Below are 12,048 nucleotides of genomic sequence, written 5' to 3'. Positions count from 1 at the left end.
GCACCTGACCGACCAGCAGAAGCGCCAGGAGTACGACAAGGCGCACCCGCGGGCGTAGGCAGGCCCGGGCGGGCCGGCGAGCCGCCGTGAGGTTTCAGTTGCCGGGCGCGCCGCCGAGGGCAGCGAGCAGTTCCTGGCGGCTGCGGCCCAGCGCCGCGAAGAAGGCCGGCGACACTTCGCCGGAGCGGATAGTCGCGCGCGCCAGGTCGGCGGCGGTGATGGTGGCGGCGCCGGTTTCGCGGGCCGTGCGTGCGGCGAGGCTGATGCACTCGCGCGCGCCGGGGCCGAAGACGATGTCGCGGTCGAGCGGGTCGGCGCCGGTGCCGTGGACGGCGATGACCGCCGCTTCGAGCGCGGCAGGCTCCGGGCCGGGGGCGGCGCTGCGCGCGAGGACGGCGAAGGCGGCAGCGAGCAGGTGCTCGGGGGTGACGATGGCGACGCGGTGGCGGTAGCAGAGCGCCTGGGCTTCGCGGAGGGCCCGCGCGGCGCCGACATCGAGGCTCAGGGGTTCTTCGCTCATTACAGTCAGCCGGTGCGGATTTCGAGCGGGCGCGCAGCCGCGGCAGGCGCGATATCGAGCACTTCGAGTTCGACGCCGTCGCCGCGGAGATCGCGCTGGAGGGAGTAGACGATGTCGACGCGGGCATCGAGGTCGGCCTCGGCCTGGCGGAAGGCGATGCCGCGCCAGGTGACGCGGCCATCGCGCAGGGTGAGGCGGAGGTGGGAACGGTCGGCGCCGACGGGGCGGGCCTCGCGCAGTTCGACGCCGCGGCTGAGGAGGACGGGTTTGCGGTTGCCGTGGCCGGTAGGTTCGAAGGCCATGAGGCCCTTGATTTCGAGGCCGTCGAGGTCGGCGAGGGAAGCCTGGGCATCGACTTCGATGACGCGGGCGGCCGGCTGACAGCCGAGCTGTTCGGCGGCGGTGGCGATGAGGCGGTCGCGGAGGAGCTCCAGGTTCTCGTTGCGCACGGTGAAGCCGGCGGCCGAGCGGTGACCTCCGTGGCGGACGAGAAGCGCCTTCTCCTTGCGGATGGCCACCACGATATCGAAGCCGGGGACGCTGCGTGCGCTGGCGCGGCTCTCCTCGGGACCGCGTGAGAGGACCACGGCAGGCCGGTTGCGGCGCTCGGCGAGGCGGGAAGCGACGAGACCCACGATGCCGGGGGAGATGTGCTCGCTGGCGACGAAGAGCAGCGGGGCGTCTTCGGGGCCGAGCAGCTCCTCGGCCAGCGCCGTGGCCTCCTCGGTCTGGCGCTGGCGTTCGCGGTTGAGGGCATTGAGCTGCTCGGCGAGGGTAGCTGCGGCAGCGGCGGTCGGCGCGAGCAGGAGCTGGAGGGCGAGGTTGGCATGGGCGAGCCGACCGGCGGCGTTCATGCGGGGGCCGAGGGCGAAGCCGAGCGTCTCGGCGGTGAAGCGCTCGGGCGCAACGCCGGAGACCCGGGCAAGGGCCTGCAGCCCGGGCCGGAGGCCGGCGCGCATGGCTTCGAGGCCGCGCGTCACGATGCGACGGTTTTCATCGATCAGCGGGGCGACATCGACGACGGTGCCGAGGGCGGCGAGGTCGATGAAGGCGGTGTCATCGAAGGCGCGGCCGAGGTGCTCGTAGAGGACCTGGAGGAAGCGGTAGGCGACGCCGCAGGCGGCGAGCTCATCGAACGGGTAGGGGGAATCGATGCGCTTGGGGTTGATGGCAGCCAGCGCCGGGGGGAGCACCTCGGGGACGGTGTGGTGGTCGAGGATGATGACATCGAGGCCGAGCTCGTTGGCGTAGGCGACCTCGGTGACCGAGGAGATGCCGCAGTCGGCGGTGATGAGGAGGGTGGCGCCGGCGTCGGCGAGGGTTCGGATGGCGCCGAGGTTGAGGCCGTAGCCTTCGCTGAAACGGTCCGGGATGTAGGGGATGGTGGCGGCGCCAAGCGGCGCAAGGCCCTCGTGCAGGATGGCGATGGAGGTGACGCCGTCGACATCGAAATCGCCGAAGAGGGCGATGGTTTCCCGCTGCTCGATGGCCCGTTCGACCCGGCGCAGGGCCTCCGGCATGCCCGGCAGGAGGAGCGGGTCGTACTCCGGCAGGAGGTGCGGACGGTAGAACGCTTCCGCCTGCGGGCGCGTGGTGATGCCGCGGGCGGCAAGGACCGTAGCGACGACGCGGGGGAAGCGGGGGATGCCCTTCTGGTGGGCGTAGGGGTCGCGGAGGATCCAGCGCGGCGGCAGGGAGCCGACGAGCTGGGTCATGGCGCGGGCCGATAGGTGCGGAAGATGAGGCTGGAGTTGTGGCCGCCGAAGCCGAGGGAGTTGGACATGACGGCGTCGATGCGGGCCGGCCGGGGGACGTTGGGGACGTAGTCGAGGTCGCAATCGGGGTCGGGGACCTCGTAGTTGGCGGTCGGCGGGATGACCTGGTTGCGCAGGGCGAGGACCGAGATGGCGGCTTCGACGGCGCCCGCGGCGCCGAGGAGGTGGCCAGTCATCGATTTGGAGGAGCTGATGGGGAGGTCGTAGGCGTATTCGCCGAAGACGCGCTTGATGGCGAGCGTCTCGAGGCGGTCGTTGATGGGGGTCGAGGTGCCGTGGGCGTTGAGGTAGTCGATATCGTCCGGCTGGAGTCCGGCCTGTCGGAGGGCGAGCTGCATGGCGCGGGCGGCGCCTTCGCCCTGCTCATCGGGCTGGGTGATGTGGTAGGCATCGGAGGTCGCGCCGTAGCCGGCGAGCTCAGCGAGGATTTCGGCACCGCGGGCGCGGGCGTGCTCTTCGCTCTCGAGCACGAGGATGGCGGCCCCTTCGGCGATGACGAAGCCGTCGCGGCGGAGATCAAAGGGGCGCGAGGCGTGCTCCGGGTGGTCGTTGGCGGTGGTCAGGGCGCGGGCGGAGGCGAAGCCGGCGACGACGATGGGCGTTATCGGCGCTTCGGTGCCGCCGGCGAGCGCGATCTCGGCGTCGCCGCGGCGGATGATGTTGGCGGCTTCGCCGATGCTATCGGCGCCGCTGGCGCAGGCGGAAACGAGGCAGTAGTTCACCCCCCGGGCGCCCAGGCGGATGCTGAGCTGGCCGCTGGTCATATCGCTGAGCATCATGGGCATGAGGAAGGGTGAGACGCGGCCGGGGCCCTTCGCGCGCATGGTTTCGTATTCGGCGACAAGCGTCGTAATGCCGCCGATGGCGGTGCCGACGATGATCGCCATCTCGCGGCCATCGCCGGGCGGCGGCCGGTAGCCGGACTGGCGGAGGGCTTCATCGGCGGCGACGATAGCGAACTGGGTCGCGCGGTCGGCGCGGCGGGCCTCCTTGCGGTCCATGTAGGCGGCCGGGTCGAAGTCGGGGACTTCGCCGGCGACGGCGGAATCGAAGCCTTCGGGGTCGAACAGGGTGATGCGACGGGTCCCGGAGCGGGCCGCGAGCAGGGCCGACCAGGTGTCGCAGGCGTTATGTCCGAGCGGGCTGACGATGCCGAGGCCGGTGACAACGACGCGGCGGGCGGGGGCTGGGGCGTGCTCTGTCACGTGTTGTCCTGAGTGTACATCAGGATGCCGTGAGATCACGGACGACGCGGGGCAGGCGGGCGGCAATCTCGGAGGCGACGAGCCCGGCCTGCCCGAGCTCCTGGGCTGCCGCCTCGGCGACGGCGGCGTGCAGGTAGACCCCGAGGCGGGCCGCGGTGAACGGTTCGGCGCCCTGGGCGAGGTAACCGGCGATAATGCCCGCGAGGACATCGCCGCTGCCGGCGGTCGCGAGCAAGGGGCTGGCGAAGGGCGAGAGGGCGGCCTGTCCGCCGGGTTCGGCGATGACGGTGTGGGCACCCTTCAGGACGACGATGCAACCGAAGCGCCCGGCTGCCTCGCGAGCGGCTCCGAGGCGGTCGCGCTGGACCTCTGGGATGGTGGTGCGGAGCAGTCGGGCCATCTCGCCGGGGTGCGGGGTGAGCACGGCCCGCGGGTGGAGTCGCTGCGCTGCGTCATCGAATTCGGCGAGGGCGTTGAGGGCGTCGGCATCGACCACGGCGCCGCCGGGGCAGTCGGCGGTATCGGGCAGCAGGGCCCAGGTCAGCGCCCGGGTGTCGTCGTCGAGGGAGAGGCCGGGGCCAATGACGGCGGCGGTGGCACGCCGCCATTCATTGCGGAGGGCGATGGCGGTTTCGCCGGGCAGCGAGCCCGCGGGCGTTGCCGGCTGAGGCAGCCAGGTCGCCTCGGGGATGCCGCCGGCAAGGGTATCGGGGAGCGGTGCCGGTGCGGCGATGGTGACGAGGCCGGCACCGGCGCGGTACGCGCCCTGCGCCGCGAGAACGACCGCGCCGCGGTAGCGGGCCGAGCCGCCGACGATCAGCACGCGGCCGAAGGTGCCCTTGTTGGCCGTGGAGGGGCGCGCGGGCAGGGCAGAGCGCAGCCACCTGGAAGTGATCAGCTCGAGCGGGACGGATTCGAGGGCGTCCTTCGGGATGCCGATGTCGATGACCTGGACGCGCCCGACGATGTCGCTGCCGGTCGCCTGGTACATCCCCACCTTCGGCAGGCCGAAGGTGACGGTCATATCCGGAGGGACGGCGAGGGGGTCGACGGCGCCGGAGTCAGCATCGAGGCCGGTGGGGACATCGACCGCGACCAGCTTTGGGGGCTGGTAGGAGCGGCGCGCCCCGGCGAGGGCCTGGAGCGCGGCGGCGATGGGGTCGGCGGGGTCGAGGGGGAGCCGCTGCCCGATGCCGAGGAGGGCATCGATGACGAGGTCGGCCGCGGCGAGGCGGTCACGCAGGGCCGCGCCGCCGGGGTCATCGCTGGCTGCATCGATGATGGGGATATCGCGGGCGCGGAGCTCTTCGAGGCGGGCGGGCTCGCGGTGGCCGCGGGGGAGGTAGACGACGACGTCGGCACCCCAGTCGTAGAGGTGGCGGGCGGCCACGAGGCCATCGCCGCCGTTGTTGCCGGGCCCGGCGAGGACGAGGATGGTGCGCCCTTCGAGGGTGCCGAGGAGCATCCACGATTCCTGGGCGACCGCCAGGCCGGCCTCTTCCATGAGGGCGGCTTCGCTGGTGCCGGCGGCGATGGCCGCGGCTTCGAGCTCGCGCATCTGGGCGCTGGTGACCAGTTTCATCGGAGGCCCCTTTCGCGGATGAGGCGGAGTGCGTTCTCGCCGCGGCGCGGGGTGTCCTCGGCTTCCGTCATGGCGCGTTCGCCGACGACCGAGGCAATGGCGAGGTCGGCCAGGTGGGTCATGGAAACTTCGAGACCGCGGAGCTCGATCTCCTCGGCGCGGCGTGCCCCCCGGCCGTAGAGGAAAACGAGCGGTTTGCCGCGGCGGTTGGGGAGGATTTCGATGTCTTTCCAGCCGACGCCGCGGATGCCGGTGCCGAGGGCCTTCATGACGGCCTCCTTGGCGGCGAAGCGGACCGCAAGCTCGGGGATGCGGCCGCGGCAGTGGGCGATTTCATCGGGTGTGTAGACGCGGTTGAGGAAGCGTTCGCCATGCCGGGCGATGACATCGGCGATGCGGTGGGTTTCGATGACGTCGATGCCGTGGGCGAACTTGCGGGGTCGGCCGGTTGGCGGCTGCTGGTCCATGGTCGTTCATCTGCCGGGCGCTGGGATGGTGGGGATCGTACGCGAGGCGGCAGGTTGGCGCGCGGGCTTTGGCCCGGAGGGTGCGCTGCGGATACGCTACGCGCATGGGTGCGAAGCTGATCGACGGGAATGCCATTGCGGCGGAAATCCGGGCTGAGGTGGCGCGGGAGGCGGCGGAGCTGCGGGCGCGGGGGGTGACGCCCGGGCTGGCGGCGGTCATTGTGGGGGATAACGCGGCATCGATCAGTTATGTCTCTATGAAGACCCGGGCGTGCGCGGAAGCCGGGATTTTCTCCGAGACGTTCCGGCTCCCGGCCAGCGCCACGCAGGAGGAGGTGGTTGGGCTCATCCGGGAGCTCAACGCCGATCCGCGCTTCCACGCGATCCTGCCGCAGCTGCCCCTGCCGCCGCAGGTGAACGAACTGGCGATGATCGACGCGATGGACCCGGCGAAGGATGCGGACGGGCTGCACCCGGTGAACCTCGGCCGGCTGCTGCGGGGCGAGCTGGATGGGGCCATCCCGTGCACACCGCACGGGGTGGTCGAGCTGCTCCTGCGCACGGGCAATGACCCGGCCGGGAAGCACGTGGTGGTCATCGGGCGGAGCACGCTGGTGGGCCGGCCGCTGGCGGTGTTGCTTTCGAACAAAGCGCGCGGCGGCAACGCGACGGTCACCCTCTGCCACACGGCGACGCCCGACCTCGCGGAGCACACCCGCCGGGCGGACATCGTGGTGGTGGCTGCCGGGCGCGCGGGGACGCTGACGGGGTCGATGGTGAAGCCGGGGGCAGTGGTGATCGATGTCGGGGTGAACCGGGTCGATGCCCCGGACCGGCCGAGTGGCTACCGGCTGGTGGGCGATGCAACGCTCGACGTGCGAGAGGTGGCCTCGTGGGTGACGCCGTACACGGGCGGCGTCGGGCCTATGACGGTCGCGATGCTGCTGGTGAACACGGTTCGGGCGGCGCGGAGGGCGCTGGAGGCCCGCGGGTGACGCTGCCGGGGCCGGTGGAGCGGGTGGCGGCGGCGTTGCGCGCCATGGGGCTGGGCGCGACGCCGACGGTGTTCGAGCGGAGCACCGCGACCGCGGACGAGGCGGCCGCTGCGGTTGGCTGCGAGCCCGGGCAGATTGTGAAAACGCTGCTCTTCATGGCCGATGGCCGGCCGACGATGGTGCTCATGGCGGGCGATCGGCAGGTCGACACGGCAGCGCTGGCGGAGATCCTCGGCGTGGGACGGAAGCGGCTGAAGATGGCCACGCCTGAGGAGGTGCGCGAGGTGACCGGCTACGACGTGGGCGGGGTGGCTCCGCTGGGCTGGGCCAGGCCGGCGGACGTGGTCATCGACGACTCGCTGCGGCGGTTCACGCGGGTTTGGGCGGCTGCCGGCGCTTCGAACGCCGTGTTCGCAGCGGCGCTGGAGGAGCTCGCGGCCGCGGTCGGCGGGCAGTGGGCGGCCATCGCCAAGGGCGGGGGATGAGCACGGCGGCGGGCGGCGGCCCCGGCGCGCTCCTCCGCGCGATGCGGCCCTATCAGTGGCCGAAGAACGGGGTCGTGTTCGCGGCGCTCGTCTTCAGTGCCGGCGAGGCGTGGCAGCCAGATGACCCCGACAGCTGGTGGCCACTGCTCTGGCGGTCGCTGACGCTGTTCGGGCTGTGGTGCCTGGCAGCCTCGGCAACCTACCTGGTGAACGACATCCGCGACCGGGAGGCGGACCGCCTGCACCCGCGCAAGCGGCACCGGCCCATCGCCAGCGGCGCCCTGGGCGTGGGGACTGCGTGGGCAGCGGCGGCCGTGCTGGCGGCGGTTAGCATCCCGCCCGCGTTCCTGCTGGACCCGGTGGCCGGGGCGGTTCTCGCGGGCTATGTGGGGGTGATGGTGCTGTACTCGTTCGGGCTCAAGCGGGTGCCGATCCTCGACATCATGGTGCTGGGCGCGGGTGTGGTCGGCCGGGCGGTCGGGGGCGCGGCGGCGATCGAGGTGGATATCAGCCCGTGGCTGTACGTGTGTTCGAGCTTTGCGGCGTTTTTCTTCGCGACGACGAAGCGGTGGGCGGAGTTTCGCCAGCTGGGCGCCGAAGCGGCGCGGCACCGCCCGTCGCTGGCGGCCTACAACGGCGAGGTGCTGGAGCTGATGCTCGGGGTGAGCGCGGCCGGGGCGCTGCTGAGCTACTCTCTGTATACCATCGAATCGGAGCGGGTACCGGGGGACGGCTCGATGGCGCTGACGATCCCGTTCGTGGTGTTCGCACTGTTCCGCTTCCTGCTGCTGATGAGCGGGCCGCGGCAGGGCGATGCGCCGGACCGGGTGCTGTTCAGCGACCTGCAGATCGTGGCATCGGTGGCGGGATTTACGGTGACGGCGTTCGCCGTGCTGGTGGGCCACCGCTAGGATCAGGGACGGAGGCGCCGATGGCGGGGTATTCGGAACTGGTGCGCGAGCACTTCGAGCACCCGCGGAACGCGGGGGTGCTGGAACATCCCGACGGCGTGGGCGAACGCTCCAACCCGGTCTGCGGGGATCGGATGACCGTGATGGTGCGCATCGAAGCGGGACGAATTGCCGCCGTGCGCTGGCAAACGCTGGGTTGCCCGGCAGCGATCGCCACGAGTTCGTTCGCGAGCGAGTGGGTGCAGGGGTGGACGCTGGAAGAGGTGCGGCAGCTGACGCGGGAGGCGATCGCTGAGGCGATGGGCGGGCTGCCGCGGGACAAGGTGCACTGCAGCGTGCTCGCTGCGGATGCGCTGAGGGCGGCGGTGACGGACTACGAGCGGCGGCGGGGCAGCGGCTAAGCGAGGGATCTCCCCAAGGCCGGAGCTGGGACAAGGCTGAACCTTCCCGGCGGCGACACCCGGGCGTCACCGGCTGTCCACGGTGGAGCGTCGAAGTTCCCACTGGAGTCCCGGGGATGGGACTCCGGGGGGATGTGCCATGGATGCCGGGATTCGACGCCGACTGGTGCCGCTTTGGGTAGCGCTGACCGGTGCGCTGCTGGCGGGCCTCGCGCTGACGGCTGCCGCCGACCAGCGAGCCGAAGCGCTGACGAATTGCACGGTGACGCACGACTCGCTCGACAGCGAGGAGCAGGCGTTCCTCGGGCTGATCAACGCGTACCGGGCGCAGAACGGCCTGGGGCCGCTGACGATTTCGACGAACCTCAACCGGGCGGCGGCGTGGATGGTGGAGGACCTGGCGACGAACCGGTACTTCTCGCACACCGACAGCCTCGGCCGCTCGCCCTACCAGCGGGCGATCGATTGTGGCTACCCCTCGGGCGCGGGCGAAAACCTGGCTGCCGGCACCGGGTGGTCGACGGCGCAGGCGGCGTTCGATGCGTGGCGGGCCTCGCCGGGGCATAACGCGAACATGCTGACCTCGTACTACCAGCAGATCGGCATTGCCCGGTTCTACCTGGCCGGCTCGCCGTACGGCTGGTACTGGGCGACCAACTTCGGCGCAGTGAACGACGGCACCGGCGGCGGGGGCGGCGCGCAGCCGACGACCACGCCGACACCAACGCCGACGAACACGCCCACGCCCACCCCGACGGCAACACCCTCGCCGTCGCCAAGCCCGAGCCCGTCACCCTCACCCAGCCCGTCTCCAAGCGCGAGCCCTTCGCCATCGCCGAGCCCGTCGGCGACCCCTCCCACGCCGCCGCTGCCGCCGAACCCGCCGGGCCAGGGCACACAGCCGCCCGCAACGACGCCGACGAATACCCCGACGCCGACACCGACCCGGACCCCGAGCCCGACGCCGACGCCGATTCCCACGGCCACGCCGACACCGGGCCAGGGCGGGAGCGCACCGGGGGCGAATTCACTGCCGCTTTCGCCGGGGGCGAACCTGGTGGCGTGGCCCGGCGGGCCGACTTCGCCGGCGCAGGTCTTCGGGGGGCAGACGAATGTGGCGGTGGTCTACGCGTGGGACCCCGTGAGCGGCAGCTGGAAGCGGTACGTGCCGGGGGCGCCTTCCTATCTGAACACGCTGGCACTGCTCGAGCCGGGGCGCGCGTACTGGGTCATCGCCCGGGGCACCTCAACGCTGACCGTGCGCTGACGGGCTAGAGCCCGGAGACCGTCATCTCGCTGATGCGAACCGTTGGGGCAGCGGCCGAACCGAACCAGGTGAGGTCGCTGCCAACGGCGTCGACGGCGGCGAGCATACCGGCGAGGTTGCCGGAAATGTTGACCTCGGTGACGGGGTAGGCGAGCCGCCCGTGCTCAATCCAGAAGCCGGCGGCGCCGCGTGAGTAGTCGCCGGTGGCGGGATTGAAGCCTGCGCCCATGAGGCTGGTGACATACAGGCCGCGTTCGATGCCGGCAATGATGGCCGAGGGGTCGAGGTCGCCGGGCTGCCAGAGGAGGTTGGAGGCACCGGGCGAGGGCGGCGATTCAAGCCCGCGGTGGGCGCTGCCGGTGGTGGTTCGCCCCAGGCGGCGGGCGGTGTAGCAATCCAAGAGGAAGCCCCGGAAGAGTCCGGTCTCGACGAGCGGGTTGGGACGGGTGGCGACGCCTTCGCCGTCGAAGGGGCGCGTGCCGAAACGGCCGGGGATGGTGGGGTCATCGACGATGGTGACGAGCGGCGAGGCAAGCTGCCGGCCTTCGCGGGAGGCGAGGAAGGTGGCGCCGCGATAGAGCGCATCGCCGGTGGCGCAGCCGGCCAGGTGCCCGAGGAGTGAGACGGCCGTCATCGGCTCGAAGACGACGGGCACGCGGGTGGTCGGGACCTTACGGGCGCCCAGCTGGTCGACGGCGCGGCGGGCCGCGATGCGGCCGACTTCTTCCGGGGGGAGCAGGCGGGAGAGGGACCGCTCGGCGGTGTACCAGTAGCCGTTGCGCTTCTTGCCCTCTGCATCGTCGGCGATTGCTTCCACGACGAGGGAGATGGAGGTCGCGGGGTAGGTGCCTTCGAAGCCGTGGGAGTTGGCGAGAGCGATATCGGCGACGCGGGTGGAGAGGGATGCGCCGTCGGTGTTGGTGACGCGGCGGTCGGCGGCGAGGGCCGCAGCTTCGCAGGCGCGGGCGATGCGGATCTTCTCGTCGGGGCTCAGCGCCTCGATGCGCTCATCGTAAAGGCCGACGGCGGAGGCGGAGACATCGCGGGCGAGGAGGGCAGGCTCGGGCAGGCCGGCGTACTCATCGGGCGCGGAGATGGCGGCCAGCTCGACGGTTTCGCGGGCGAACTGCTCGAGTGCGGCGGGCGAGAGGTCGGAGGTGGAGCCGACGGCGGTGCGGCCGCCGGAGATGACCCGCAGGCCGAGGCCGAGGGAGCCGGCTTCGATGAGCTTTTCGACTTCGCCGAGGCGGACGGTCACGTCGCTTTCGGAGGCAGCGATGACGATGGCGTCGCACTGCTCGGCGCCGGCGCGGCGGGCGAGCTGGACGGCCCGCCGGGCGAGTTCGAGAGCGGAAATCCCTTCGGCGAGGCGGGAGGTCACAGCTTCGTCCCCCCGACGGTGATGCCGGAGACGAGGACGGTGGGCATGCCGACCCCGACCGGGACGGACTGGCCGTCCTTGCCGCAGGTCCAGCGGCCGTCGGAGAGGCGGTAGTCGTTGGCGACGCGGGTGACTTTCGAGAGGACGTCGGGCCCGTTGCCGATGAGCATCACGTTCTTGAGCGGGGTGGTGATGCGGCCATTTTCGATGAGGTAGGCCTCGGTGACGGAGAAGACGAAGTCGCCGTTGGAGATGTTGACCTGCCCCCCGGAGTAGGAGATGGCGTAGATGCCGCGGCCGACGCTGCGGATGATGTCCTCCGGGGTGTCCTCGCCGGGGAGCATGAAGGTGTTGGTCATGCGGGGCATGATGTAGTCCTTGAAGGACTGGCGTCGGCCGGAGCCGGAGGGTGCGACGCGGAAATGGCGTGAGGAGATTTCGTCCTGCAGGTAGCCGCGGAGGATGCCGTTTTCGATGAGGACGTTGCGGGTGGTCGGGTTGCCCTCGTCGTCGATGTTGAGGGAGCCACGCGAGCCGGGGATGGTGCCGTCATCGACGACAGTGACGAGGGGGCTGGCAACGGGCTGGCCGATGCGGCCGGTGTAGTTCGAGGTCCCCTTGCGGTTGAAGTCGGCTTCGAGGCCGTGGCCGACCGCCTCGTGGAGGAGGACGCCGCTATCGCCGGCGGCGAGGACGACGGGGAGGGTGCCGGCCGGGGCCTCGGCGGCGTCCTGCTGGAGGACGGCCTGGCGGGCCGCCTCGCGGGCCAGCTCCTCGGGGGTCACGCGTTCGAAGTACTCGATACCGAGCCGCCCGCCGCCGCCGGTGCGGGCCACCTGGCGGCTTTCGCCCTGGAGCGAAAGGGCGCTGACGTTGAACCGGATGAGCGGCTGGACATCGCCAACGATTTTGCCGTCGCTGCGGGCGATGAGGACGTACTTCAGCTCATCGCCGATGGAGGCATCGAGACGGGCGATGGAAGGGTGGTAGGAGCGGGCCGCGCGGTCGGCGCGTTCGAGCAGGGCCACCTTGGCGGGCGCGGGCTCCGCCGTGAGCGGG

Annotated in this window: 12 protein-coding genes; 5 read left to right on the top strand and 7 right to left on the bottom strand. The window is 71.5% G+C overall.

Annotated features, from left to right (window positions below; genetic code table 11):
- Nucleotides 1–94: 94 nt before the first annotated feature.
- The 5 genes from VAE46_RS11230 to acpS are packed head-to-tail and all read right to left on the bottom strand — an operon-like array spanning nt 95 to nt 5,549.
- The gene (locus VAE46_RS11230; RefSeq protein ID WP_322797024.1) at nt 95–520 is read right to left on the bottom strand and encodes a hypothetical protein; all 426 of its coding nucleotides are present in this window, start codon (nt 518–520) and stop codon (nt 95–97) included.
- Nucleotides 521–525: 5 nt separating this feature from the next.
- A complete protein-coding gene (gene recJ / locus VAE46_RS11225) occupies nt 526–2,235 on the bottom strand; it encodes a single-stranded-DNA-specific exonuclease RecJ (RefSeq protein WP_322797023.1) in 1,710 nt (569 codons plus the stop codon).
- A complete protein-coding gene (gene fabF / locus VAE46_RS11220) occupies nt 2,232–3,500 on the bottom strand; it encodes a beta-ketoacyl-ACP synthase II (RefSeq protein WP_322797022.1) in 1,269 nt (422 codons plus the stop codon). Before fabF ends, recJ begins: the two co-directional genes overlap by 4 nt.
- 19 nt (nt 3,501–3,519) lie before the next feature.
- Nucleotides 3,520–5,082: an NAD(P)H-hydrate dehydratase gene (locus tag VAE46_RS11215; RefSeq protein WP_322797021.1), complete on the bottom strand. Its 1,563-nt coding sequence runs from the start codon at nt 5,080–5,082 to the stop codon at nt 3,520–3,522.
- Nucleotides 5,079–5,549, bottom strand: a complete 471-nt coding sequence (acpS, locus tag VAE46_RS11210; RefSeq protein WP_322797020.1) for a holo-ACP synthase — start codon at nt 5,547–5,549, stop codon at nt 5,079–5,081. The genes VAE46_RS11215 and acpS overlap by 4 nt, the downstream gene beginning before the upstream one ends.
- Nucleotides 5,550–5,653: 104 nt before the next feature.
- On the opposite strand from acpS, the gene VAE46_RS11205 reads away from it, so the two are divergent.
- From VAE46_RS11205 to VAE46_RS11185, 5 genes are all read left to right on the top strand, one after another.
- A complete protein-coding gene (locus VAE46_RS11205; protein ID WP_322797019.1) occupies nt 5,654–6,544 on the top strand; it encodes a bifunctional 5,10-methylenetetrahydrofolate dehydrogenase/5,10-methenyltetrahydrofolate cyclohydrolase in 891 nt (296 codons plus the stop codon).
- Entirely contained in the window at nt 6,541–7,029 is a 489-nt protein-coding gene (locus VAE46_RS11200) for a YbaK/EbsC family protein (protein WP_322797018.1), read from the top strand. Before VAE46_RS11205 ends, VAE46_RS11200 begins: the two co-directional genes overlap by 4 nt.
- Nucleotides 7,026–7,940: a decaprenyl-phosphate phosphoribosyltransferase gene (locus VAE46_RS11195; RefSeq protein ID WP_322797017.1), complete on the top strand. Its 915-nt coding sequence runs from the start codon at nt 7,026–7,028 to the stop codon at nt 7,938–7,940. The genes VAE46_RS11200 and VAE46_RS11195 overlap by 4 nt, the downstream gene beginning before the upstream one ends.
- A gap of 20 nt (nt 7,941–7,960) precedes the next feature.
- Nucleotides 7,961–8,341, top strand: a complete 381-nt coding sequence (locus tag VAE46_RS11190) for an iron-sulfur cluster assembly scaffold protein (RefSeq protein WP_322797016.1) — start codon at nt 7,961–7,963, stop codon at nt 8,339–8,341.
- A gap of 139 nt (nt 8,342–8,480) precedes the next feature.
- Entirely contained in the window at nt 8,481–9,608 is a 1,128-nt protein-coding gene (locus tag VAE46_RS11185) for a CAP domain-containing protein (protein WP_322797015.1), read from the top strand.
- Between the two features lie 4 nt (nt 9,609–9,612).
- On the opposite strand, the gene VAE46_RS11180 is transcribed toward VAE46_RS11185, so the two are convergent.
- Together VAE46_RS11180 and VAE46_RS11175 are read right to left on the bottom strand one after the other, a co-directional pair.
- On the bottom strand, nt 9,613–10,989 hold the full coding sequence (locus VAE46_RS11180) for a TldD/PmbA family protein (RefSeq protein ID WP_322797014.1): 1,377 nt from the start codon (nt 10,987–10,989) through the stop codon (nt 9,613–9,615).
- Nucleotides 10,986–12,048 (bottom strand): TldD/PmbA family protein (locus VAE46_RS11175; RefSeq protein ID WP_322797013.1); only part of this gene is annotated, 1,063 nt, incomplete at its 5' end. The genes VAE46_RS11175 and VAE46_RS11180, both read right to left, overlap by 4 nt.

The organism is Tepidiforma sp. (genome assembly GCF_034433535.1).
Taxonomy (GTDB): domain Bacteria; phylum Chloroflexota; class Dehalococcoidia; order Tepidiformales; family Tepidiformaceae; genus Tepidiforma.
Note: the sequence above shows the minus strand (reverse complement) of the source record. Positions and strands in the feature narration are given on the sequence as shown.